Origin of the sequence: Paenibacillus tianjinensis, from assembly GCF_017086365.1 — a bacterium.
Lineage (GTDB): Bacteria > Bacillota > Bacilli > Paenibacillales > Paenibacillaceae > Paenibacillus_AQ > Paenibacillus_AQ tianjinensis.
In genome coordinates this window covers 5,685,026-5,710,345 of the sequence record NZ_CP070969.1, presented here as the reverse complement: position 1 = coordinate 5,710,345, position 25,320 = coordinate 5,685,026, and the positions used below count along the sequence as shown (strand labels likewise).

Sequence of the window (25,320 nt, the reverse complement as noted above, 5' to 3'; positions counted from 1 at the left end):
GAACCAGCGGTTTGGGAGGATATAAATGAACGAGCAAGGAATACGCAGAGAAGACGTGGAGCTGCTGGCTCCGGCCGGTGACTGGGATTGTATGCGTGCAGCAGTGGCGAACGGGGCAGATGCTGTCTTTTTTGGCGTAGAGAAGTTTAATGCACGGGCGAGAGCCAACAACTTCCGTATGGACGAGCTGCCGGAGATTATGGCGTTTCTTCATAGCTATGGAGTGAAAGGCTTTTTGACCTTTAATATACTGGTGTTTGAAAACGAGCTCGCCGATGCCAAGGAACTGATCGATGCCTGTGTGGATGCGGGGGTGGATGCGGTGATTGTGCAGGATTTGGGGCTGGTCAAAATGATCCGCGAGATTTCTCCGGACTTCCCGATCCATGGCTCGACGCAAATGACCATTACTTCGCCGGAAGCGGTGGAGTTCACGAAGCCCTGGGGAATGGAGCGCGTAGTTCTCGGGCGTGAAAATAACCTGAAGCAAATCAAGACCATTGGGGATCAGGCCCGCCTGCCGATGGAGGTGTTCGTGCACGGTGCGTTGTGTGTATCTTATTCAGGGCAATGCCTGACTTCGGAAATGTGGGGCGGACGTTCTGCGAACCGCGGAGAATGTGCCCAGGCCTGCCGGCTGCCGTATGACCTGATGGTGGATGGTGAAGTGAAGCCGATGGGGGATGTGACTTACCTGTTGTCTCCAAAAGATCTGGCCGCAATTGACCTGATGCCTGAGCTGATCGAAGCGGGCGTAACCTCCTTCAAAATTGAAGGCCGGCTCAAAAGCCCGGAGTATGTTGCTAACGTGGTGAGCAAATACCGCAAAGCGATCGACCGTTATTTTGACGGGAACTGGTCTCCTACCTCCAAGGAAGATATCCGTGAGCTGCAGCAGAGCTTCTCCCGCGGCTTCACGCATGGCTTCCTGGAAGGCACGAACAATAAAAAGCTGGTGGATGGAACTTTTCCAAAAAGCCGCGGTGTGTACATGGGAACGGTCGAGCAGATTCTGCGTGACGGTGTTGTCTGCCGGATTCATGCTCCGCTCAAACGCGGAGACGGTATTGTGTTCGATGCCGGTGATCCGACGAAAAAAGAAGAAGGCGGCCGCGTGTATGATCTGCGCCGCAAAGGTGTGAAGCTGGAGGGCGAAGCCGGAGAAGGCTGGATCGTAGACATCGTACCGGGACGCAACGATGTTGATCTGCGCCGCCTGCATGTCGGCGACCGCATCTGGAAGACCAATGACCCGGCGCTTGACAAGGCGCTGCGCCAGTCCTACGAAACCGAAAAGCCCTACCGGGTCTTCCCGGTTCAGGTGAAGGTAGAGGGCCGCGTAGGCGAGCCGCTCTCCACCTGGTGGACCGATGTTCAGAAGAACGTCACGGTCCGCGTGGATTCGGAGCTGCTGCTGGAAACCGCGCAGAAGCGTCCGATGGATGCCGCCCTGCTGGAAGAACAATTCGGCCGCCTGGGCGGGACCGTGTTCCAGCTTGAGGCGCTCGAGTCGCAGCTGGAAGGCGACGTAATCGTGCCTATGCGCGAGTTGAACAGCATCCGCCGCCAGGCGGTGGAGCTGCTTGCCGGCGAGCGCCCGAAACCGCCCGTCTATGTGAAACGGGCGGTAGAGGTTTACGGCGACGCCTTCCGCAGAGGCGCCGCAGGCCCGCGCGGTGAGGCGGAGCTCACCGCGCTATGCCGCAGCCTGCCGCAGGTGCAGGCTGCGCTCGAAGCCGGCGTAACAAGCATTTACGCCGACTTCGAGTTCATCAAGCAGTTCCCGGCAGCGGTGGACGCTGTACGGGCTGCGGGGGCCAGTATTGCGCTGGCCACGCCGCGTATCCATATGCCGGGCGAGAATGGCTACCACGCCAACATCCTGCGCTTGGAACCGGATGCGGTGCTGGTGCGTAATACAGGCGCGCTGTATTACTATCTCAAACGCCGCATGGAGCAGCCGGATGCCGTGCATCCCCGCCTGATCGGCGACTTCTCGCTGAATATCGCCAACCATAAAGCGGTAGAGCTGTTCCTGAACTCAGGATTAGACACAGTGACGCCGTCCTATGACCTGAACATTCAGCAAATGGTGGATCTGCTCGAGCACAGCGATACCTCTCGCATGGAGGTCGTGATTCATCAGCATCTGCCGATGTTCCATACCGAGCATTGCGTATACTGTACCTTTATGAGTGAAGGCACGAACTACACGAACTGCGGCCGCCCTTGCGAGGAGCACCGTGCTTCCCTGCAGGACCGGATTGGGATGTCCCATCCTGTCCGTGTAGACGAAGGCTGCCGCAACACTGTTTATAACGCCGTGGAACAGTCCGGTGCGGAATACCTGAACAATTTCCGTGAGCTGGGCGTCTCCTCCTTCCGGGTGGAGTTTCTGGAAGAAACCCCCGAGCAGGTGGCTGAGGTCATCAGTCTTTACACCCGTGCGCTGCGCGGTGAAATCTCCGGCACTCAAGTCTGGAAGAGCCTCAAGGCTACTAACCAGCTTGGTGTTACACGCGGACAATTGGTGAATGCCAAGTAGAGTCCGGCAGCTTGCCAGAATTTTTTGAAAGAGTACAAATTATTATACAGAGTCAGGGTGACTCAGGGGCATATTAGCTGCGCCTGTGCGCATCCTGGCTCTTTTTGTATAAAGAGTAACCGCTCCTAATATATAACAATATTACTGCCAAAAAACTTCCTGAACTGCTATAATGAATTTAATTATGCCAAGTTTCTACGGAGACTGGGATGCAAAGAACTAAAAGCAGACAGAAGGAGCTATATCATGAAGATTCGTAAGGCTATTATCCCCGCGGCCGGGCTGGGTACCCGCTTCCTGCCCGCCACTAAAGCGATGCCTAAGGAAATGCTGCCGATTGTAGACAAACCGACAATTCAATATATTGTCGAAGAAGCTGTTGCCTCCGGAATCGAGGATATTATCATCGTAACCGGGAAGGGCAAGCGCGCGATTGAAGACCATTTCGATAATTCGTTTGAGCTGGAGTTCAACCTGGCGGAGAAACAGAAGTGGGAACTGCTCGAATCTGTGCGCAAATCCTCCGAGATGGCCGACATCCATTACATCCGGCAAAAGGAACCCCGCGGTCTGGGACATGCCATCTGGTGTGCCCGCAAATTTATCGGCAATGAACCCTTTGCGGTTCTGCTGGGTGACGATATCGTCGAATCAGGCAAGCCATGCCTCAAACAGATGATTGAGGTCTATGACCAATATAAATCCTCCATCGTGGGTGTTCAGCCAGTGCCTTGGGAAGAGGTATCCCGTTACGGGCTGGTGGACGGCGCTGCCCTGGCAGACCGTGTCTACAAAGCTAACCGGCTGGTAGAAAAGCCAAAACGTGAGGATGCACCGTCCAACCTGGCTATCCTGGGACGTTATATCTTAACCCCGCGTATTTTTGATATGCTAGGTGAGCAGCAGGTGGGGGTAGGCGGAGAAATCCAGCTTACAGATGCCATCGCACGGCTAAGCGAAGTGGAACGGATCATCGCATATGATTTTGAAGGCAGACGCCATGACGTCGGCGAGAAAATGGGCTTTATCCAGACCACCATTCATTATGCGCTGCAGCATGAGGAACTTAAGGAAGGTCTGCTGGATTATCTTAAAGAGATTATTAACAGTGAGGCCGGTAAAGCCGCGAAGCTGTAAGACTGGAATAATAAACGGCATCCATTCAAGTGTACCGACTCATACCAAAAAGGGATCAGCTGCATTTCTCGCGGCTGATCCCTTTTGTGATTGTGTATAAGTTGTAGCGTAAAAGTCTTTTAGAATTGCTGCGCAACAATCGCATCAATCTGTGCCGCTTCCGCAGCATCAGCTGCAATCAGCAGATCGTATACAGCTTGATCCTGGCCTCCACTGCGTTTCAGTGCAGCCAGATACCACCGGGCAATCTCGCGGTTAGTGGCGTCTGTATAATCTTCAGTCAGACCGGTTTTTAGAGTAGCTGCCGCAGCTTCGTTATCGCCCGACATCAGCTGGAGTTTGCCGGCATTCAGTGCGATGCTAGGTGTAACGGAGAACGGACGTCCCTGCAGCTGTTCAGGAGGCAGAGTCTTCAGATGCTCAACTCCATCAACCACATGCTTGTAAGCCTCAAGGCCTGCTGCAAGATACTCCTGCTTCTTGGCATCATCCTTCTGATCATGGGCGGCGTATGCTAGTGCAAAGGAGCGGCTGATCAGAACGTCATACCATTCGATATCCCAGTTGAACTTATCCGCATTATCACGGTACACGGCATAGCTAAGATCACTTTGGCCCTTTAGATCATAGTAACCTACCAATTGCTTCAAAAGCTCTTTATTATAAGGTTCGTCCTCAAGCGCACGTGATACAACACTATAGGCTTCCTCAAGGTATTGCTCATCCTTCGTCTGATTAAATACCTGCTGGTCCATAGAGGAAAGGTAAAGCGCCGATTCCGGATGGAAAGGACGGTCCTTCAACGCTTCTACCAGAGGAGCTTTGATCTCCTCGTAAGACTGGCTCACACCGATCAGGTTCTTGGCTTTCATTGCAGCGTTGCTTGATCCGAGGTAGCCGATGGTCAGGAACAGCAGGAACAGAGTGCCAGCTGCAAGGATGGCGAAGTAGCCAATCCGCAGGCTTGATTTATTCCAGTTCCGGCGCAAGGGTCTGCTGTCCATCGCTACACTCATACCGGCAAGGCTGAGGAAGACCAGAATGCCCATAAAAGCATAACTCAAGTTGAAATCCAGCAAGCTGTGTACCAGGATGGACAACGCAATAATATAGAAGAAGTAGCCATTCGCAAAGTCGTCCTTGTCACGTTTCAGGTAACCGCGGATGTACTTGTAGAAAACATATCCGATAAAGCCGATAAACACGATAAAACCGACAATCCCAACCTCGATCAGATACTGCAGGAAAAAGTTATGCGCTTGGCGGCTTGTGTACGGGTTATTCTGATAGTGCTCATATAGCGATGCCCAGCCGCCGCCGCCGGCGCCGAGAATCGGATAATCCTTAACAACCTTTAAGGCATCTTTATAAAAAGTGAAGCGTTCCAGTACACTGTGCTGCTTAAAGTTGATGTTCTCGAGCCGGGTTTCGATGTTGGCAGGCAAAATACTGCGCACGCTTGTCCCAATCAGCAGGAAAGCAATAATACCGACTAGCACTAGTGAACCGAGCGGAAGCCACAGTCCAGTAAGCTTGCGGGAGCCCCAAGGACCAAGCTTTTGTTCCAGCCAAGGGGCTACAAACCGTTGTACCGCCCATCCAAGTCCTGCTACTACAATAGAAGCAATAATCAGGTAAGCCCAGCCTTTAACAGCAGCACCAGAGGTGAAGGCTGTATTGAGCTCCGTACCGAGAGTAGTCAGCGGGTTAGTGACTGCCAGAGCGGCAATGCCGGCAAGTGCCAAATGAATTATCCAGAGAATCTGCTGAGCGGGCTTAAGCAGGATCAATAGCAGGATGAAGACCACCGGCAGCATGACAAGTCCGCCACGGGACAAGGTCAGCAGCAGCGATACGATAATCGGTACCAGCATAAAGCCGTGCGTCAGTGTCCCGTACCACTTTTTGGAGCGGATCAGGGCAAAGACAGCAACAAACAGAAATGCCATCAGAAAGGCGGCATATGTATTCGCATATTGGAAAACAGAAGTCAGGCGCAGACCGTTAGAGTCTGTCATCACGGCATCTAAATATTTGCTGTCGCGCACGGTGTTAGAGAACCAGCCAACCAGAGCACCGGCAAATTTCGCCCCGCCAAGCCAGTTAATCAGCCCGAAAGCGACAATAAAATAAGAAACCGCAAGAATTGCGTTTTGAATGACAACATTTAGTTGCTTTTGCTTGAGCAGATATAACGCTATAATGAATATTGCGATATACATGGTCTGAATCAACAGCAGATTCATCGCCATATAATGCGAAGCCGCGCCAAAGAGCGACAAAGCATACGTGATGGGCAGCAGCAGAGATGCGACAACAACCAGGTCGCGCTGCTCCTCCAGCTTGAACTTTTTATAGTACAAGCCCATCCAGACCAGAAGTATAATGCCGCTAAGCAGGGAGGATACATAAATCGGCTTTTCAAAGTCCAGCTGCTGTCCGTTAAACAATGCCACCTGGAACGGTGTCCAGATCAAAAACAGGATGAACGCAGCAACCAATGCCCACACCGGGCTGGATATTTTTTCAACATTTCTCGACTGAGCTGCATTTTTACCGTATACTGGTTTCGACACGTTTTAATCTCCTTTTCCAAAAATACAAGAACTAAGAGTTATTTTAGCATACATTTATTAGCATAGTCTTGCGTTTATTAGAAGTAACACTTGCCAACGAAGTATTAATATAAGGAATACAAATATATTTGGCCTATGTCCTAAGTTCCATTACGGAGCCCTCAGGGACATAGGCCAATTTTTTAATGAATTCAGTAGATGAAATTTAAGATGGCATCCTTCAAAAGAGGAGCATGTTCATCTTTGGCAGATAATACCGGAACTACATCAATAGGCCACTCGATCCCGATATCAGGGTCGTTCCACAGAATTCCACCATCACATTCCGGTGCATACAGTTCATCACATTTATATTGAACTTCGACATCCTCAACCAGCGTCATGAATCCATGGGCAAAGCCCTTTGGAATCAATAATTGTTTTTTATTTTCCGCAGTTAATTCAATGCCAAACCATTGTCCGTAATTTGGACTCCCTTTGCGGATATCAACAGCAACATCGAAAATTGCCCCTTTAGTGCAGCGGACAAGCTTGCTTTGGGCTTTAGGATTTAGTTGATAATGAAGTCCACGAAGTGTTCCTTTGGTTGCGGAATAGGACTGGTTATCCTGCACGAAATTTAGATTAATGCCCTGTTCCTTGAATTTGCTGTCACTGTAAGTCTCCATAAACCAGCCCCGGTGATCACCGAAAACCTTAGGTTCAATTACCCAAACACCCGCTAACGCAGTTTCTGTGAATTTCATTGTTCCCACACTTTCTGTCATTTAATATTGAATCTTACCTGAGGCAACCTTCATAAGATATTGGCCGTAACCCGTTTTACTTAATTTTTGTCCACATTCCCATAGATGCTCTTTTGAGATCCATCCGTTAATATATGCAATTTCCTCCAAAGCTGCAATCTTGATGCCTTGGTGGTCTTCTATTGTTCTTACAAAGTTGGTGGCATCAACTAAACTCTGATGAGTCCCCGTATCCAGCCAAGTAAAACCACGGCCTAAAAGTTCAACATCCAATTCACCTAGTTCCAGGTATGCCTCGTTAATTGAGGTGATTTCAAGTTCTCCGCGGACAGATGGCTTCACATTTTTGGCGATATCAACTACACGGTTATCATAGAAATAAAGCCCAGTAATAGCGTAGTTGGATTTAGGCTGGGCGGGCTTTTCCTCTACACTAAGCACTTTGCCATCCGCATTAAATTCCACAACTCCAAAACGTTCTGGGTCTTGTACATGATAGCCAAATACTGTTGCACCCGCTTCCTTACTTGAAGCTCGTTGTAGCATTTTGCGAATACCGTTTCCATAATAGATATTGTCGCCGAGAATCATGGCAACTGAATCATTTCCGATAAAGGACTCACCTAGTATGAAAGCTTGTGCCAGGCCATCTGGACTGGGTTGGACAATATATTCAAGTGAAATCCCGAACTGTGATCCATCCCCGAGTAAATTAGAGAATCTAGGGGTGTCCTCTGGGGTGGAGATGATCAGAATTTCTTTGATTCCTGCTAACATTAAGGTTGATAGAGGATAGTAAATCATCGGTTTATCGTAAATCGGAAGCAACTGCTTACTGGTAACCATGGTCAAGGGGTACAAACGTGTCCCGCTGCCGCCTGCTAGTATTATGCCCTTCATTGTTTATTCCAACTCTCCCACTATAAATTAATATTTTCTCTCGTTTACTCACTCGTTCTTAGATTTTCAGCCATTGACTTGATGAGGGCTGGAGAAGTCATGTAAGGATGACAATATTTTCTGGTGGAGCCGGTGGCGGGAATAGAGATTGGGGAACCTTGTCCCCAGCCCATGGATACTTCCACTGATCGCACTTTGGATATCCACACCTTCTTTTGACGGCTTACCCTCCCATGTCACGCGGGGTCGTTGCCCTTACATTCCTTCGTTCTGCCTCTCAAAAGGTGGACGCCGTTTCTTGCTCCTTTACAGGGTCTTTGCCCTTATGGTGAAAAACCTACGGCTGCTCCGTGCTTCCATTGTCTTTGGTCATTTCAGTCCGGTGAGAAACGTGATTTCGGTTTTTCTTAAGCTGCCATCTGTAACTGGGCCTGACGTACCGGCCCTAAAACGTCGTTTGCATCGTACGGAATTTGCTTGGTGCCCAGCGTATGCAGGACACGTATGAGTTTCCCACACAACGCCACAATGGATTGCTTTTTCTTCAGTGGATTCTGACTTCGTTTGGTGAAGTACTGGTGCAGCGCCTTAAACTCGGCGTTCTTTGCTACCATGGGCATCACTGCCCGGAACAGCAGGGCCCTTAGCCTTGCGCGTCCACGTTTGGTAATGCTGGATTTGCCTTTTTTCTTTCCTGAACTGTTCTCTTTGAGATTCAGTCCGGCGAGCCGAATAATCTGCTGTCCATGCTCGTAACCGCTCAGATCCCCGACTTCCGCCAGGAACCCCGCCAAGGTGACCACGGCCACGCCCGGCACGGTGAGCATCTCCTCCGTTCCTGGGATTTGAGAAAGTAGACGCTCCACCTCGGCCAGAATCTCTTCGAGTTGTCTTGCGAACATTTCGTACTGTTCCAGAAGCATTTTAATCTCTATTTTTGCTGCAGGAAGTCCTTCGGTTAGACCGATGGAACTTCTCGCCGTTTCCATGAGGTACTGAGCTCGTTTGGCTCCTACGGCTCGTTTCACGTCTTTCTTCCACCGCTGTACAATGGCCTCTGTGCCCATCTCTACGACTTCACCTGGCGTTGGAAACTCGCCAAGCGTAATGCGTGAAGCCTTGCCTTCCCAGTCTTTAAATACCTGCGTGTACTCCGGAAAAAAGCGATCCAGCCAGTTCTGCACCCGCCTTTGCACCTGTCCGAAGTTCACCATGATTTTCTCCCGAAGATTCATGAGAATCCGCAGGTCGGCGTAAACGCTCGTCGGCAGTTTAGGTTCGCTGTACTTCCCGTTTCGCACCAAATCAGCAATGACTTTGGCATCTTTATAGTCGTTTTTGGTGGGTGAATTGTCTTCAAGTTCTTTACTTTTGTGTACGTGATGGGGATTCACAATGACCAAAGGAATGCCCTGCCGCCCTAAATATTCCGCCAGTGTAAACCAGTAGTGTCCGGTGGGCTCAATGCCGAAGAGGACGTCGCTCTTGGCATGCTCCCGCTGAAGCTCCTTCATCCACTGAACCAGTTGCTCTAGCCCGGTACGGGTATTGGAGAACACACAATCCTTCCCCAGTTCAATCCCGCGAAAATCGATAGCGCGGGCCACATGGGTTTCTTTGGCGATATCTGCGCCGACCACAAGGGTATTTTCGGAAATTCGAATGATTCGTTGATTCTGTTTCTTCGATTGTTTATACTTCATAGTGAGCGTACTCCTTTTAATTCGGGCATGAATGTGACTGCATTCGAGACCCAGCATACAGGAGGCGCTTTTTTTGTTCAAACCTCAATTTAATTCATTACAGGAATGGCTCCCTTTGTGAATAATGAATGTTATAATTAATGCTTGCTATGTAAACGAGGTAAAAGTAAACAAGGCTAGTTACATTTTACTCTGATTGGCAATAGCCTGTCTATTTACCCTTCGTCTTCGTCTTGGTATTTGCATTTTTATTTATTGATATTTCTTTTCAAAATTCATATTCCAATTTATGTTACTATAACCAATGGATATTATGTGATCGTGTTATAATCATTAAATGTGGAGTGTACATCAGGTATGTATATTATTCGTTAAATAATCCCACTTGTAAGGGACTGCTTACTGTAAATAGAATATAACCAACGAGTGATGCTAATTGAAAGGGGTATCTTTCCAACATTTCTCGACTGCATAGTATTTTTACCGTATACTGGATTCGACAATGTATTATAGACAAAAGCAGATGAATGAAGGGATCGTTTAATTAATGAAACACAAAAAAATAGTACTTGCTCTACTTTTAATAGCTTTTTCTTATATTTTCTTCGGTTTTGTGGAGTATTATCAAACTGGTAATACAAGAATTAATTTGAGTTTTCAAGTGAAATCGGATATTGCTGATGATTATCAGCTGTTCTATTCAACTACTCCTGAAGAAAGCTGGTCTGAGGGACAGTCAGTCCTTGTGGCGTACACTAAACCACAAGAATGGGAAACAGTAAAGCTTGCCTTACCTAATGCGACATCGGATTTGAGATTGGATTTTGGCACAAAGGCTGCGACTATTGAGATTAAGAATCTTAAGTTAATTGGAAATTCGACTGTAAAGCTAGATCCCAATTTATTCACATATAAAGAAAACCAATTATCAATTTCTGATAAGGATCAAATATCTTTAGTGCTTAAGACCGAGGAAGGGGATCCCTTTATTTCCTTTTCGGCTAGAACGTTAATAGGTGAGTCGATGGAAGGTACATCTGCTTTGAGATTTGGTATGAATATTGTACTGAGTTGTTTACTGGGTCTTCTAGTAAGCTTTGTTATGGTGTCAATTAAGGATATGCTTCAGTTTTTAAAGACTATTGTGTTAGGCAGAAACATGATTGTTAACCTGGCGAAAAATGATTTCAAGACAAAATATGCGTCTTCATATTTAGGAATAACATGGGGCTTTATTCAGCCTCTTATAACTATTGCTACGTATTGGTTTGTTTTTCAGGTAGGCTTAAGAAGCGGGAATATTTCGGATACACCGTTTATCCTGTGGCTATTAGTTGCCATCGTACCCTGGTTCTTTTTTTCAGAGGCTTTTTCCAGCGCTACAAATGTTTTTTCGGAGTATAGCTATCTTGTGAAAAAGGTCGTATTTAAAATCGAACTACTGCCGATGGTTAAAATTATGTCAGCCTTTTTCGTTCATTTATTCTTTTTACTATTTATATTTATAATTTACAGTATTTATGGATATTATCCTTCTATATTTAATTTGCAAATTTTATACTACGTCCTTTGCTCTATGGCTTTGGTAGTATCTTTGAGTATCCTTACTTCTGCACTGGTTCTTTTTTTCAAGGATTTAAATCAAATCATTATAATTATACTTCAAATCGGCTTCTGGTTTACTCCAATAGGCTGGTCCTATACTATGCTGCCTTCATTCTGGGCATATGTATTTAAACTGAATCCGATGTTTTATATTGTGGAAGGTTTCAGAGACACTTTCATTTCGCACATTGCCTTTTATAATCATCCATATCAGACCTTTTATTTCTGGTTATTTTGTTGTGTAACATTTGCCATTGGTGTAAAAACCTTTGGGAAATTGAAACCCCATTTTGCTGATGTCATATAAGAAGGGGAATTGAGTAATGAGCATCATGATTGAAGTTAAAGATGTTGTTAAGACATATAAGTTATATAGAAAACCTACAGACCGGTTAAAAGAGTCTGTCTTTCCTACGAAAAAACAGTATCATGAAAATTTCAATGCGCTAAATGGTATTTCCTTTGAAATCAATAAAGGTGATGCTCTTGGAATATTGGGGAGAAATGGCTCCGGTAAATCTACACTTTTGAAGCTAATAACAGGTGTATTATCGGCATCCAGCGGAACAATTAAGGTGAATGGAAGAATGTCGGCCATTTTGGAACTGGGCGCAGGCTTTAACCCCGAGTATACAGGTAGAGAAAATATATATCTGAACGGTCTTATGATAGGTTTAAACCGAAGTGAAATTGATACGAAAATGGATGGAATCATTGAGTTTGCTGATATCGGTTCGTTTATCGATCAACCCGTTAAGATTTATTCAAGCGGTATGTTTGCAAGATTGGCGTTTGCTGTAGCTATTAATGTTGATCCGGATATCTTGATTGTTGATGAGGCTTTGGCGGTTGGCGATGTACGCTTTCAAATGAAGTGTATAGAGAAGATGAAAGAACTTAAGGCAGGCGGAACTACGATTCTTTTTGTGTCTCATGCCACTGAACAAGTGAAAAGATTTTGTAATAGAGCGGTCTGGCTAAAAGATGGAGTAATTGAAGCTATTGGAGAATCTAGTGAAATTGTGGATTTGTACGAAGATTATATGAAATACAACAGTGGAGACAACGGAGAAAGCAATATGAAAACTGCAGACTCCAAAGTTAACGACGAAATTGATCCGGATATGATCCTTCCGAGCAATCCTGATATTGTTGCTTCAATTACAAAAGTAAATATTAATGAAACTAAATTCAAGACGTTCGATCAAGTGGAAGTACAGGTGGATTATGAGATTTACGATAAGATCATTCATGGATTGTTAATTGGCGTGGCCCTTTATACGCCTGACAGACAATATATTTTCGGGCCAAATACCTACCTGGAGAAAATTAATGTTCCAAATACGCATGGGAGACACCAAGTGAAATATGTAATTCCGAGGCTGCCTTTGCTTGGGGGCACATATAATATCGACGTTGGATTATTCAATAATGAAGGTATCGTATGCTTGGATTATAAACAGGAAGCTGCTGGATTTACGGTTGTTAACAAGTATTTTTCTGAAGGGCTTGTTTATATTGAGCATAATTGGGAAGTTTTACGCTAGACTTCACTGTACTAAGAATTGGAGTTGTTAAAGATGATAATACCATTTGACCAATACCAAAGATATATGCATGCTACAGACCTAATCAATGCGGTTCGTGAAGAGGGCCAAGTGTTTTCAATTCTGGAAGTAGGGGCCAATGAGCATAAAAACTTGGAGCGTTTTTTACTTAATGATAGAGTTACGTACTTAGATATTGTAGTGCCTGAGCATCTGAAACATGATCCTTCATATATTGAAGGGGACGCGACGAACATGCCTCTTGAAGATAATAAATTTGACTTTATTATTGCCCTTGATGTTTTTGAACATATTAGCGACCCGCTTAGAGGTGCTTTTGTTTCTGAATTAATGAGAGTTTCCAAATACGGCTTCATACTTGCCGCACCGTTTAATACACCAGGAGTTGAAGAATCTGAAATCAGAGCCAATAAATACTTTGAGACTATGTATGGTTTTAACTATCAGTGGCTTGAAGAGCACCGCGAAAATGGACTCCCTGAAATTCAAAAGCTGGTTAGCTTTTTAGAAGATAATCAATGGTCTTATTTAAATTTTTCACATGGTAGTCTTAAGGTATGGGAAAAGATGATTAAAATTCATTTTTTAGCTGCCGGTAGATCATCACTCTATGATTACCGTGCAACCATCGATGACTATTACAACAATTATATCTATAATGTAGATTATGATGAACCAAGCTACCGAAATTTCTTCTTTGTAAGTTCTAACCTTGAAAAATTGGCAAAGGCCAAAGCCTTTGTTACTGGACGCAGTAATCAAGGACTGGATCCTGCAGTATTTGATAAGCTTTCACAGCTTGAAAATGATCTGATTAATTTAAGCAGTTATGACTTGACTCATAGAGAATATATGGCTAAAAATGATGAACTGATTCAAAAGGAGAAACAAATAAACAGTATTAAAGATGAACTTAATATTCAAGTCAAAAGGGTAGAAGAGTTAAACGGAGAAGTTGAACGGCTTAGTCGGGAATTAGCTAATTCAGTTCGCGCTTTAAGAGCTGAAGAGGAGCAGAATACAATTAGTGTTAATACTGCCCAGCAAGAAATTGCTGGCTTGCAGGAGGAAGTGTCTAGCTTACAACAGTCATTAGCAGCTAGGGATAATTATATTGCTCAATTGGAGCATATTTCTCAACAACTGCGGATAAAGAACAGGGTGAAAAAATTAGTTCCTCAAGCAATCAGATCAAAGGCTAAGCTCAGTTTATCAATTATCAGAAAGCTGAAGCAGAACCCTTCACTGGCTAAAAAGGGAATTCGAGAAATCCGTCACAGTGGATTACGCTCGCTTAATAATAAAATCCAATCTGTAGTCACAGTTGAAGAATTAACCTCGGAATATGTATCTCAAGAAATCAGCATTGAGGATACTCAATATATGAAAGCTGAAATAGAACTGTTTCACAAAAAGCCGCTAATTTCTATTGTGATTCCTGTATACAACGTAGCTCCTAAGTGGCTGGATTTAGCGATTGAATCTGTTAAGAATCAAATCTATCCTTACTGGGAAATTTGCATAACCGATGATTGTTCAACCAATGAAGAAACTATACAATATCTGGAAGGTGTAGAAGATTCCCGCATAAACATAGTTAGACTAGAGCGAAATTCTGGAATCTCTAATGCTTCTAACAAGGCCGTTTCTATCGGGACAGGGGAGTACATTGCACTACTGGACAATGATGATGAGATTGCTGCAAATGCATTATTTGAGGTAGTGAGAGCGATAAACGAATGTGACGCTGATATTTTGTACTCCGATGAAGATAAAGTAGATATTCATGGCATTAAAAAAAATCCACTCCATAAACCGGATTGGTCTCCCGATCTGTTGAGATCGCAAATGTATATTGGACATTTCCTTGTATTTACAAGAGATTTATTCAATAAAGTGGGAGGATTTAGAGCGGAGTTCAACGGCAGTCAGGATTATGATCTTGTATTAAGAATGACTGAAATTGCCCGACAGATTCATCATATTCCAAAGGTACTCTATTCGTGGAGAGAACTTGATACTTCTACAGCCGCGAATCCATATGCTAAACCATATGCACACACTGCAGGTTTAGCGGCGCTGAATGAACATCTGACAAGAGTATTTGGCCCTGGGAATGCGTACGCGACTGAGGATGAGTATCTCTTCGTATATGACACCAGATATAGATCGGAATTGGTAAAAGTAAGTATTATTATTCCGACGAAAGATAAAGTTGAATTGTTAGAGCCATGCATATCAAGTATATTGCAGAAGACCAGCTACCCTGATTATGAAATTCTGATTATCAATAATAACTCAATAGAGAAAGAAACCTTTGATTGGTTTGAGCAGCAAAAATCCAGACCAGCTGTCCGTATCATTGATGCAAATTATGAATTCAACTGGTCCAAACTTAACAATCATGGAATCCGAGAGGCTGCCGGTGATGTTTATGTTTTCTTAAATAATGATACGTTAATAATTAGTGAAGACTGGCTAGAGCGATTAGTGGAAAAGACCCAGCGTGAGGATGTTGGGACTGTTGGCGGATTGCTTCTTTATGAGGACCATACCATTCAGCATGCGGGTGTTGTTATTGGGCTGGGCGGCTGGGCCGATCATATCTTTAAGGGGATGAAGCCCAACCATTTCGGATCCCCATATATATCGCCAATGGTTACTAGAAATGTTACGGCCTCTACAGGAGCTTGCCTTGCAATTTCCCAAAAGGCTTTAGATAAGATCGGATTGTTCAATGAAGAATTTATCATATGTGGAAGCGATGTTGAAATTTCCCTGCGCTCGCTTGAACATGGTCTTGTTAACATCTACGACCCTCATGTCAAATTATTTCATCTAGAATCTAAGTCGAGGTCTTCCTATATTCCGCCGATTGATTTTGAATTGTCCAAGTTCTTCTATGGTCCTTATTTGGAAAAAGGCGATCCGTATTTCAATAAGAACTTGAGTTTAAACAGTCTTGCACCAAAGTTATCTCAAGGAGATCGATAAGAAAATGTCTAAATTTATAGAGTTTATCGCGAGAAAAGCAAAAAATAATAAGACAATAAAAAAGGCATACCAATCTACGGTAAACTCATATTTGAACACACATATCGGAGAAATCACCCCATTTAATGCCAGAATCTCTGAAAACAGTGAGAGAAGAATCAATCTGCTTGTTCCATCCATAAATCAAGAGCATTTATTTGGCGGTATTTCCACAGCTCTTCATTTTTTTGATCGGTTCTACGAGTTGGATGAGAAAGCTGCAAGACGGATTATTACCACAGATGCTTCGCCGGGGAATGAAGATTTGAATAAATTTGGTGACTACACTGTAGTCTCATCCGAAGAGGATAGTAGGATAGAATCCCAAATTGTCCCGTTCAATGACAGATACAACAAAACGCTCCCTATTGGAAAAGAGGATGTATTTATTGCGACCTCCTGGTGGACAGCCTACTTTGCTCAAAGAATTGTCCGCTGGCAAGCTGAAGCCTATAATCAGATGCCCAAAAAAGTTATATATTTTATACAGGATTTTGAACCTGGATTCTATTCTTGGTCGAGTCAATATTCTTTAGCTTTAAGTACCTATCTTTATAAAGGCGAACAGTTGGCTGTGTTTAATTCCAGTTTGTTAAAAGAGTTTTTTAATAACCATGGTTTTAAGTTTTCTGAAGAATATTGCTTCGAGCCGAAGCTTAATGCTTCCTTGAAACAACATCTAGCGCCTTTTGAACAATTAAATAAGAAGAAAAAAATATTGCTTTATGGCAGACCTTCAGTCGCAAGGAATGCATTTACAGTTATTATTGAAGCTCTTAGAAATTGGGTATGGATTCAACCGGATTCCTTGGAGTGGGAGATTGTATCAGCAGGCGAGCAACATAACGATATCGATGTTGGCAACGGTGTGATTATCAAATCTCGGGGGAAAATGTCTCTCGAAGATTACGCTAATGAGTTAAAGGAAAGTGCTATAGGTATATCGCTAATGATTTCTCCACATCCAAGTTACCCGCCTTTGGAGATGGCTCATTTTGGTATGCTTGTGCTTACTAACTCTTATGAAAATAAAGATCTGTCCAACTTACATGATAATATTAGATCTATAGATGATATTAGTCCGGATATTTTAGCCGCTAAATTACAGAGCGTCTGTTCGGAATTCTTGACAAATAGTTCAATTGGCCGTGTGAAAGGGAATGATAACTATTTAAATGAAAGTGATCAGTTTCACTTCATAGAGTCATTAGTGAGAGGCACTAGGTAAGTCTATATAAACGGGGGAATTAACTTGCTGGAGAAGTTAGCAAATAATAAAAATCTTAAAGTGTATTTTGTCTTTATAATGAGTTTTCTTCTGTTATTGCTTTATCATAGAAATACAAGCTTCATGGATGAGGCGGATAATCTAGTTGCTGCTATATCAATTGTGAACGGGGGGGATATATATAAGGGTTTCTTCTCTCAGCATACCCCTTTTGTTTATTATTATATGTCTATTTTTTCTTTATTCGGTGTAAGAGACTATGAAACTTTTCGTTTATGTATGAGTTTTACTTTACTGCTTACCTGGATTTTTATGTTCTACCGTTATTCTGAATATTTTAACAAAACTGTAGTTCTTATTTTTATAGCGTTATATGCATTAACCGTAAATATAACTTGGGGTTATATGATTCTAAGCGATGTATTTCAGGGATACGCTGTTTTAATCTTATTGTTAGAAGCGCTTATCTTTCAAACCACCAAATCTTTGACAACAAAAAGTATGATTATTGTTTCGCTGGCTATTTTTATAGCATCTATGTCGGCATTTGTTAGTGTCTATCCTATTTTCATGATTGCATTGCTGTTCTTCCGAAATATTGTAGTGTTACCTTTCAATAAAATCCGTGTTGAGTTTAAAAATTACCTTAAACTGATTTTAGTAATAGCTATTCCGTTCGTGATATTGGTGACATGGTATCTCATTACAGGAAATCTCAAAAACTTTTTTGAGCAATCTTATCAATTTAATCGTCTATATTACAGCAAATATTTAGGGGGATTTGGGAGTAGTGCTATAGATATTTTCAAAAGCGTCCCTTTCAACTGGACTAGTCATATCAAAAACTCTCTTTTATCAATAAATCAGGATAATATTTTTAATGCACTTCTTGTTATATTTAATTTGCTTTACCTATATATACAATTTAACAGAAACAAGTTAAGCGGTATAATTCTCTTTTTCTTTCTTGGGTTTTGTGGAATCAGAGGATACGTTGACTTTCATTCATTGAATTACTATATAGTTTCTTTCTTTAGCGTTGCTTTTGTAGCAGATCATTATTACAAAAAAATCAATGAAATATCTGAACTCAAAAGTATTATAATTAAAGTTCTTGTATTCCTTGTATTTCTTGTCTCATTTAATAGCTATATACCAAATGCAGGAATGAACTTGACTAAGGGAAAAGGCATGCTGGCACAGAATATATACTATGATTCTTATATTCAGAAGCTAACAAATAAAGACGATCTGATATGGATAACCAATTTAACTACTCAATCTTATATAAATAACCATAGAAGACCTGCAGTTAGGGTAGCTACTTTAGTTCCTTGGTTTTATGATGCATATAAAACAGAAATGTTAGAGGATTTAAAGAGAAATAAACCTAAACTGATTATTTTTGAGAAAGATAACGAAGTTTGGGGACATGTTTACTCTCAGTTTGCCCCGGAAATATTTGAATACATTAACGAAAATTATATTGCCCTCAATGAAAATGATTCAACCGAAAAAAATATATATGTTGAGAAAGAAAACTATAATGAGATAAGCGCACAACTCTGGCCAGGGGTTTCACAGCTAAATGACGGAGATTTGGTATCAAATCAATCCAGGATATTCTTAATTGAAGACGGCTTGAAGCGACATATATCTAGTCCTGACGTCTTTAATTCCAAGGGATATAATTGGAACGCTATAAAAGAAATTGATGATGATACTATTTCGAAAATTAAAACTGGTCCAGAAATAACTAATTAATATACAGGTTAAAAGAGGTGGTTTATGTATACTCAAACATATAGATTTATTATTGTCGGCATTTTAAACACTATTGTTGGTTTTGGGGTTTATGCTATTTATCTTCATTTTATTAACAACAATTACTTGCAAGCACTAATTACTTCTCATATCATTGGTGTTGCTCATAGTTATATCTGGAATAATAAATGGACCTTTACCATGAACAAAATAAGTTTTAAAAGCATAGTTAGATTTATTTCCGTCTACGCAATCACTTTTTTTGTTAATTTATTACTATTATCTTTGTTTATTGATAGAATTGGTACGAACAAGCTGATTGGACAAGGGCTTGCACTATTTATAACTACTCTTGTTAGTTATACTGGTCATAAATATTGGAGTTTTGCTAATCCTAAAAAATCTTAAGGAGTGTAGTATGTTGAATATTGGAGATATCATTAAATTAAACGGTAATTCAAATCTTTACGCATTGATTTATGAAGAAAATAGTAACTCTTTTGGTGCCTACAATATATTTGAGGCATCCGCTTCACCATTTTCAGAAAAACACCATGTCGAAATTCAGATTCCAGAACTAGATAATACGTTAAGTGTAGACATTCGTTCAAAGCTATATTTGAACTCTGGGGACGGAACTTTATTTTCAACGATTTCACCGGAAAATATGGAAAAAATCCTCAGACTTGATATTTTGGCTAAGGTTGAAGGCTATTACGAAAAATTTCACGCAGACAAAAACAAAAACTTTGACCCGGAAGCAACTCCAGTATCCTATGGCGGCCGTGTTTACGATGAAAAAGAGATGCGGAGCCTTGTCGATTCTTCTCTGGATTTTTGGTTAACCGCAGGCCGGTACAATAAGCAATTTGAAAAAGAATACGCAGAGTTTCTTGGTGTACGATATGCGTTACTGACCAATTCAGGGTCTTCAGCTAACCTGTTAGCCTTTTCTGCGCTAACCTCCCCGAAACTGAAGGACCGGCAGATTAAACCGGGTGACGAAGTAATTACAGTGGCAGCCGGGTTCCCGACAACGGTTACGCCTATTGTACAGAACGGTGCTGTTCCTGTTTTTATTGATGTAGAATTGGGGACTTATAACATCATTGTAGATCGTATAGAAGAAGCGATCACGCCTAAAACCAAAGCTATTATGGTTGCCCATACTATGGGGAATCCTTTTGAACTGGATAAAGTTATGGAAATCGCTGCGAAGTATAATTTATGGGTAGTAGAAGATAACTGTGATGCGCTTGGGTCTAAATTCAATGGTAAATTGACGGGTACCCACGGCCACATTGGTACATCCAGTTTCTATCCTCCTCACCATATGACTATGGGGGAAGGCGGGGCCGTATACACCAACAACGCCTTGCTCAAGTCTATCATCGAATCTTTCAGAGATTGGGGCAGAGATTGCTGGTGCCCGTCGGGTTGCGATAATACCTGTAATAAACGCTTTGGATGGGAACTGGGTTCGTTGCCTTATGGATATGACCATAAATATACGTATTCTCACATTGGGTACAATCTGCGCGTAACTGAAATGCAGGCTGCTATCGGTGTAGAACAGCTTAAGAAAGTTCCAACATTTACTCAAGCACGCAAAGAAAACTTTAGACGCCTGTATGAGGGCCTAAAGGATCTAGGTGAGCACTTCATCCTGCCAAGGGCTACAGAAAATTCAGATCCTAGCTGGTTTGGATTTATGCTGACTGTGCAAGATGGTGCAAAGTTCACTAAAAATGAGATTGTAGAATATTTAGAGGCTAACCGCATTCAAACACGTATGCTGTTTGCGGGTAATTTGACACGCCAGCCTGCTTTTGTAGGTGTAAACTATCGCATTAGCGGTGACTTGAAGAATACGGATAAAATTATGCATGATACATTTCTTGTAGGGGTTTACCCTGGATTAACTCATGAGAAAATTGATTACGTAATTAGTAAGATCAGAAGTTTTGTGCTATCAAAAATTTAAACTCGGAGGCAATCATATGAAGGTAGTCATTCTTGCAGGTGGTTATGGAACACGAATCAGCGAAGAATCCCATCTTAGACCGAAACCGATGATTGAAATTGGGCAAAAGCCAATTTTATGGCACATTATGAAATTATATTCACATCATGGCTTTAATGATTTTGTTATTTGTTTAGGGTACAAAGGGTTTTATATTAAAGAATACTTTGCCCACTATTTCTTACATGAATCAGATGTCACCTTTGATTTCACTAATGAAAATCAGCTGGTGACTCATACGCATACCGCTGAGCCATGGAAGGTTACACTTGTAAATACAGGTGTAGATACAATGACAGGGGGAAGAGTAAAGAGAATCCAGAAGTATGTGGGAGACGAGCCATTCATGCTTACTTACGGCGATGGTGTTTCAGATGTGAATATATCTGAACTTGTTAGCCAGCATAAATTGCATGGACGCCTTGCAAGTGTAACTACTGTACAGCCAAGCGGACGTTTTGGTGCTCTGGATATTGCTGCAAATAATGAAGTCAGAGGTTTTCAGGAGAAGCCTAAGGGTGATGGTTCATGGATTAACGCCGGCTTTTTTGTTCTTCAACCCGAGGTTTTTGATTATATTGCAGATGAAGATAGTACCGTGTTTGAAAAAGAACCTTTAGAGCGCCTGGCTAGTGACGGGGAACTTGTTGGATACAAACACGAGGGCTTTTGGCAGCCGATGGATACTTTAAGAGATCGCAATTATCTTGAAGAACTTTGGAAGTCGGGCAATGCTCCGTGGAAAACATGGAATATGGAGTCGGTGAATATATAATGGCTGATCAGGTGTTTTGGAAGAATAAGAAGGTTTTTGTAACCGGGCATACAGGATTTAAGGGTTCTTGGCTTTGTTTATGGCTGACATCCATGGGAGCGGAAGTTTCAGGCTATTCTCTAGCTCCTAATACGAGCCCAAGTCTATATGAACTTTGCAATATTAATAGCTTGATGAAAGAAAGTGTAATCGGAGATATAAGAGATGGGGAAAGATTGAAGCTGGCGCTTCAATCTTCTCGGGCTGAGATTGTTTTTCACTTGGCAGCCCAGCCGTTAGTAAGAGAATCGTATAATATTCCTGCAGAAACTTATGCTACAAATGTAATGGGAACTGTTAATATTCTTGAAGCAGTCAGAAGCTGCGATACAGTTACCAGCGTTATAAATGTAACGACGGATAAATGTTACGAGAATAAAGAATGGGTTTGGGGGTATAGAGAAACAGAACCGTTAGGCGGGCATGATCCGTATTCGAGCAGCAAAGCATGTTCGGAACTTGTGACAAGCGCTTACCGGAACTCGTTTTTTAACTGTATGCCTAACGGCAGAAAGGTATATTTGGCCTCAGCCAGAGCCGGGAATGTGATAGGCGGTGGCGATTGGGCAGCTGATCGATTAATCCCTGATTGCATAACCTCGCTTTTAGATGAGGAATCCATAAAAATACGCAATCCATTTTCAATCAGACCCTGGCAGCATGTTCTAGAGCCGCTAAGCGGTTATTTGCTACTGGCAGAGAAGTTATATCAGGATGGAGAGGCTTACGCCGATGCATGGAATTTCGGCCCTCAAGATGTTGATGCCAAGCCGGTGGAATGGATTGTAAAGAAATTATGTGCGAAATGGGGAGCAACTGCAGATTATGTGGTCGATCCCAATCCTCAAGTGCATGAAGCAAAGTATTTAAAGCTGGATTGTTCAAAGGCGGTATCTGAATTAGGCTGGAGTGCCCGGTGGAATCTTGAAACGGCATTAGATAAGATCGTGGAATGGAACAAAGAGTATGAGCAACACAGTAGTATAATTGATGTTTGTTATCGTCAGATCGAGGAATATTCCTTGGCAATGCGGTGAGTTATACTTCACAAATCTTTACTATTATATAGCGAGGCAGGTAGAAGGAATGAAGGTTCTCGTTACCGGGGCGACAGGCTTTGTTGGTTCAAATCTAGTTAGGGGAATACTCGATCATACAGACTATGAGGTAAGTATTACTGCCAGAAAAAACTCCGATTTTAGGCGGATCGAAGATGTACTGGGACAAGTAACTGTTTATTATGAGGATCTGAGAGAGCCGAAGGAAGTAGCAAATTTAATTCAGAGTGCAAAGCCTGATATCATTTATCATGTTGCAACCTATGGCGGTTTTCCCAGTCAAGTCGATAAAGAACTAACGATTGCTACTAACCTGACAGCCACAATTAATCTTATTGATGAAGCTGCTAAAAATAATGTGAAGCAATTTATCAATACAGGAAGTTCGTCGGAATATGGAATAAAGGATCAGCCCATGCGGGAAACAGATCTTTGTGAACCAGTGAATCTTTATGGAATCACGAAGTTAGCAGCCACAAACTATTGTAAAATGGTCAGCCAGACTACTGAGATGAAGATCTGCACCCTTCGTTTGTTTTCGCCATATGGAAAATATGAAGATTCCACAAGGCTGTTTCCTAGTATCATAAGTGCGCTGGAGAATAATGAAAGTGCAAAGCTTTCACGGCCATCTTCAGTGAGAGATTTTTTACCGATTGAAGATGTCATTGATATCTATTTAAGTCTAATTAAACTTAATTATAATTCTGGTGAAATTATAAACGTAGGTTCTGGAAAACAACAGACTATTGAAGAGTTTTATTGGTATTTAGCTGAGAAGAGCGGTAAAGCCCATATTCAGCCTACGTGGAGCGCTGCGCCTCCACGTTTACATGAGCCTAAAGTTTGGGAAGCTGATATTACCCGGTTGAAGGAAGTCATGCGCGGAAACTTATAACTTAGGAGAATATAATGATCACAAATAATATAAGAAAGTCAATATTGCATATGGTTCATTATTCTAAGTCTTCTCATGTAGGGACCTGTTTGTCCATTGTAGATATTCTATATGTGTTATATTTCGAAAAGCTTAATATTGATCCGTTGCAGCCGTTAATGAGCCACCGGGACAAGTTCATTTTAAGTAAAGGTCATGGGGGGGCAGCACTATATGCTACGCTTGCGGAAAGAGGATTCTTTCCAAAAGAGCATCTGGATCAGTATTATGTGAATAATGGCATGCTCCCTGGACACTTGGATATGGAAGCAGTTCCGGGAATTGAAGCCTCGGCAGGCTCTCTTGGGCACGGACTTTCCATTGGAGTCGGGATGGCTGTTGCCAACCGGCAAAGCGGAAATCCCGGTGAGGTTTTTGTACTGCTGGGAGATGGGGAATGTAACGAGGGCTCAGTGTGGGAGGCCGTTATGCTTGCAGCTACGCTACAGCTTAAGAACTTAACGGTAATCATTGATTATAATAAGCTGCAAAGCTTTGGTTGGACAAACGAAGTGATCGACCAGTCCAACATGGCAGAGCGCTGGCGCTCCTTCGGTTGGGAAACCTATGAAATTGATGGACATAATCTTGCGGAAATTAGAGACGTACTCAGCATTGAGCAAACAAAACCTAAAGCTGTTATCGCGCACAGCATCAAAGGGAAAGGCGTTTCTTTCATGGAGAACAAATTAGAGTGGCATTATAAGTCGCCGAATGGCGATGAACTTAAAATAGCTTATGATGAATTAGGTGATTTCTTATGAGAGATACGTTCATTACTGAATTGGTTCGGCAGGCCGAAATGGATGATAGAATCTTTTTAATTACGCCGGATATTGGGTTTTCTGTTCTGGAGAAGTTTAGAGACCGGTTCCCGGACAGGTTTTTAAATGTCGGAATTGCCGAACAGAATGCGGTTGGAGTAGCGGCTGGGTTGGCTCTGTCGGGTAAAATCGTATATGTATACAGTATTGTCCCGTTTGTAACCATGCGATGTTTTGAACAGGTTCGGGTTGATTTAGCTTATATGAATACGAATGTAAGAATGGTAGGCGTAGGAGCAGGATTTTCATATGGTCCAGCTGGAGCAACCCATCATTCCATTGAGGATATTGCAATAATGAGATGTCTTCCCAACATGACAGTATGCTGTCCGGGTGATCCTGTTGAGGTGGAAGCGATCATTAGCCAAAGTGTAAATCATTCAGGGCCGATGTATATTCGTTTGGGGAAAAATAGGGAGCCGAAAATTCATTCCCAAGAAGCCGTTCTAACAATTGGGAAGGCTGTTGAAGTTGTTGAAGGTCAGGATGTATGTATTTTTACAACCAGCAACATGCTTGAATTAGGCCATAAATGGACAAAGGAATTAGCACTAAGGGGAGTTTCAAGTTCATTAATTAGTATGCATACGATGAAACCTTTCGATACCCAGGCAGTATTAGACGTAATTAATCTGGGGATGCCTATAGTTACACTAGAAGAACATAATGTTATTGGCGGATTGGCATCTGCGGTATCTGAAGTAATTGCGGAAAGCGGCAAAGGCGTGAAATTCAAAAAAATCGGAATTCCGGATGTCTTTTCTCATGTTGTTGGGGATCATGAATTTGTAAGAAACAAAATTATCTTGAACGGAGATAAAATTCAAGAACTGATTGACTGGTTATAACTTGTAATTAG

Annotated in this window: 18 protein-coding genes; 14 read left to right on the top strand and 4 right to left on the bottom strand. The window is 42.6% G+C overall.

Annotation, left to right across the window (positions count from 1 at the left end; all coding sequences use genetic code 11):
• The first annotated feature begins 25 nt into the window (after nucleotides 1–25).
• Both JRJ22_RS26605 and galU read left to right on the top strand, forming a co-directional pair.
• Nucleotides 26–2,545 (top strand): U32 family peptidase, encoded by a 2,520-nt coding sequence (locus JRJ22_RS26605; protein WP_206102208.1) that lies wholly within the window; start codon nucleotides 26–28, stop codon nucleotides 2,543–2,545.
• 246 nt (nucleotides 2,546–2,791) lie between these two features.
• Nucleotides 2,792–3,682 carry a UTP--glucose-1-phosphate uridylyltransferase GalU gene (galU, locus tag JRJ22_RS26600; RefSeq protein WP_206102207.1) on the top strand — a complete coding sequence of 297 codons (891 nt, stop codon included), beginning with the start codon at nucleotides 2,792–2,794 and terminating at the stop codon, nucleotides 3,680–3,682.
• 119 nt (nucleotides 3,683–3,801) lie between these two features.
• On the opposite strand, the gene JRJ22_RS26595 is transcribed toward galU, so the two are convergent.
• From JRJ22_RS26595 to JRJ22_RS26580, 4 genes are all read right to left on the bottom strand, one after another.
• Complete coding sequence (locus tag JRJ22_RS26595) at nucleotides 3,802–6,258, bottom strand: O-antigen ligase family protein (RefSeq protein WP_206102206.1); 2,457 nt, start codon at nucleotides 6,256–6,258, stop codon at nucleotides 3,802–3,804.
• 191 nt (nucleotides 6,259–6,449) lie between these two features.
• Nucleotides 6,450–7,004 (bottom strand): dTDP-4-dehydrorhamnose 3,5-epimerase, encoded by a 555-nt coding sequence (gene rfbC / locus JRJ22_RS26590; protein WP_206102205.1) that lies wholly within the window; start codon nucleotides 7,002–7,004, stop codon nucleotides 6,450–6,452.
• 21 nt (nucleotides 7,005–7,025) lie between these two features.
• On the bottom strand, nucleotides 7,026–7,904 hold the full coding sequence (rfbA, locus tag JRJ22_RS26585; protein ID WP_206102204.1) for a glucose-1-phosphate thymidylyltransferase RfbA: 879 nt from the start codon (nucleotides 7,902–7,904) through the stop codon (nucleotides 7,026–7,028).
• Between the two features lie 407 nt (nucleotides 7,905–8,311).
• Nucleotides 8,312–9,607 carry an IS110 family RNA-guided transposase gene (locus JRJ22_RS26580; RefSeq protein WP_054940686.1) on the bottom strand — a complete coding sequence of 432 codons (1,296 nt, stop codon included), beginning with the start codon at nucleotides 9,605–9,607 and terminating at the stop codon, nucleotides 8,312–8,314.
• Nucleotides 9,608–10,154: 547 nt separating this feature from the next.
• Here JRJ22_RS26580 and JRJ22_RS26575 point away from each other — a divergent pair.
• From JRJ22_RS26575 to JRJ22_RS26520, 12 genes are read left to right on the top strand one after another with little or no spacing between them, the layout of a single operon-like run.
• Nucleotides 10,155–11,519, top strand: a complete 1,365-nt coding sequence (locus JRJ22_RS26575; protein ID WP_206102203.1) for an ABC transporter permease — start codon at nucleotides 10,155–10,157, stop codon at nucleotides 11,517–11,519.
• A gap of 16 nt (nucleotides 11,520–11,535) precedes the next feature.
• The gene (locus JRJ22_RS26570; RefSeq protein WP_206102202.1) at nucleotides 11,536–12,759 is read left to right on the top strand and encodes an ABC transporter ATP-binding protein; all 1,224 of its coding nucleotides are present in this window, start codon (nucleotides 11,536–11,538) and stop codon (nucleotides 12,757–12,759) included.
• Nucleotides 12,760–12,792: 33 nt separating this feature from the next.
• A complete protein-coding gene (locus JRJ22_RS26565; RefSeq protein ID WP_206102201.1) occupies nucleotides 12,793–15,774 on the top strand; it encodes a glycosyltransferase in 2,982 nt (993 codons plus the stop codon).
• A gap of 4 nt (nucleotides 15,775–15,778) precedes the next feature.
• Complete coding sequence (locus JRJ22_RS26560; RefSeq protein ID WP_206102200.1) at nucleotides 15,779–17,041, top strand: rhamnosyltransferase WsaF family glycosyltransferase; 1,263 nt, start codon at nucleotides 15,779–15,781, stop codon at nucleotides 17,039–17,041.
• A 24-nt stretch (nucleotides 17,042–17,065) separates the two neighbouring features.
• Complete coding sequence (locus JRJ22_RS26555; protein ID WP_206102199.1) at nucleotides 17,066–18,805, top strand: hypothetical protein; 1,740 nt, start codon at nucleotides 17,066–17,068, stop codon at nucleotides 18,803–18,805.
• A gap of 24 nt (nucleotides 18,806–18,829) precedes the next feature.
• Nucleotides 18,830–19,213, top strand: a complete 384-nt coding sequence (locus JRJ22_RS26550; protein ID WP_206102198.1) for a GtrA family protein — start codon at nucleotides 18,830–18,832, stop codon at nucleotides 19,211–19,213.
• A 10-nt stretch (nucleotides 19,214–19,223) separates the two neighbouring features.
• Nucleotides 19,224–20,789, top strand: coding sequence for a lipopolysaccharide biosynthesis protein RfbH (rfbH, locus tag JRJ22_RS26545; protein WP_206102197.1), 1,566 nt, complete (start codon nucleotides 19,224–19,226; stop codon nucleotides 20,787–20,789).
• A gap of 16 nt (nucleotides 20,790–20,805) precedes the next feature.
• Complete coding sequence (gene rfbF, locus JRJ22_RS26540; protein WP_206102196.1) at nucleotides 20,806–21,603, top strand: glucose-1-phosphate cytidylyltransferase; 798 nt, start codon at nucleotides 20,806–20,808, stop codon at nucleotides 21,601–21,603.
• A complete protein-coding gene (gene rfbG / locus JRJ22_RS26535) occupies nucleotides 21,576–22,679 on the top strand; it encodes a CDP-glucose 4,6-dehydratase (RefSeq protein WP_232380962.1) in 1,104 nt (367 codons plus the stop codon). Before rfbF ends, rfbG begins: the two co-directional genes overlap by 28 nt.
• A 49-nt stretch (nucleotides 22,680–22,728) precedes the next feature.
• Entirely contained in the window at nucleotides 22,729–23,598 is an 870-nt protein-coding gene (locus JRJ22_RS26530) for an NAD-dependent epimerase/dehydratase family protein (RefSeq protein ID WP_206102195.1), read from the top strand.
• Between the two features lie 14 nt (nucleotides 23,599–23,612).
• Nucleotides 23,613–24,401: a transketolase gene (locus JRJ22_RS26525; protein WP_206102194.1), complete on the top strand. Its 789-nt coding sequence runs from the start codon at nucleotides 23,613–23,615 to the stop codon at nucleotides 24,399–24,401.
• Nucleotides 24,398–25,309 (top strand): transketolase family protein, encoded by a 912-nt coding sequence (locus tag JRJ22_RS26520; RefSeq protein WP_206102193.1) that lies wholly within the window; start codon nucleotides 24,398–24,400, stop codon nucleotides 25,307–25,309. Before JRJ22_RS26525 ends, JRJ22_RS26520 begins: the two co-directional genes overlap by 4 nt.
• The last annotated feature ends 11 nt before the right edge of the window (nucleotides 25,310–25,320 follow it).

Excerpts from the sequence above, each read along its gene's own strand:
- rfbG (WP_232380962.1), top strand. The coding sequence starts at position 21,576 with ATGGAATATGGAGTCGGTGAATATATAATGGCTGATCAGGTGTTTTGG.
- JRJ22_RS26520 (WP_206102193.1), top strand. The coding sequence starts at position 24,398 with ATGAGAGATACGTTCATTACTGAATTGGTTCGGCAGGCCGAAATGGAT.
- JRJ22_RS26575 (WP_206102203.1), top strand. The coding sequence starts at position 10,155 with ATGAAACACAAAAAAATAGTACTTGCTCTACTTTTAATAGCTTTTTCT.
- JRJ22_RS26525 (WP_206102194.1), top strand. The coding sequence starts at position 23,613 with ATGATCACAAATAATATAAGAAAGTCAATATTGCATATGGTTCATTAT.
- JRJ22_RS26605 (WP_206102208.1), top strand. The coding sequence starts at position 26 with ATGAACGAGCAAGGAATACGCAGAGAAGACGTGGAGCTGCTGGCTCCG.
- JRJ22_RS26560 (WP_206102200.1), top strand. The coding sequence starts at position 15,779 with ATGTCTAAATTTATAGAGTTTATCGCGAGAAAAGCAAAAAATAATAAG.
- JRJ22_RS26550 (WP_206102198.1), top strand. The coding sequence starts at position 18,830 with ATGTATACTCAAACATATAGATTTATTATTGTCGGCATTTTAAACACT.
- rfbF (WP_206102196.1), top strand. The coding sequence starts at position 20,806 with ATGAAGGTAGTCATTCTTGCAGGTGGTTATGGAACACGAATCAGCGAA.
- rfbA (WP_206102204.1), bottom strand. The coding sequence starts at position 7,904 with ATGAAGGGCATAATACTAGCAGGCGGCAGCGGGACACGTTTGTACCCC.
- JRJ22_RS26530 (WP_206102195.1), top strand. The coding sequence starts at position 22,729 with ATGAAGGTTCTCGTTACCGGGGCGACAGGCTTTGTTGGTTCAAATCTA.
- rfbC (WP_206102205.1), bottom strand. The coding sequence starts at position 7,004 with ATGAAATTCACAGAAACTGCGTTAGCGGGTGTTTGGGTAATTGAACCT.
- rfbH (WP_206102197.1), top strand. The coding sequence starts at position 19,224 with ATGTTGAATATTGGAGATATCATTAAATTAAACGGTAATTCAAATCTT.
- JRJ22_RS26570 (WP_206102202.1), top strand. The coding sequence starts at position 11,536 with ATGAGCATCATGATTGAAGTTAAAGATGTTGTTAAGACATATAAGTTA.
- galU (WP_206102207.1), top strand. The coding sequence starts at position 2,792 with ATGAAGATTCGTAAGGCTATTATCCCCGCGGCCGGGCTGGGTACCCGC.
- JRJ22_RS26565 (WP_206102201.1), top strand. The coding sequence starts at position 12,793 with ATGATAATACCATTTGACCAATACCAAAGATATATGCATGCTACAGAC.
- JRJ22_RS26580 (WP_054940686.1), bottom strand. The coding sequence starts at position 9,607 with ATGAAGTATAAACAATCGAAGAAACAGAATCAACGAATCATTCGAATT.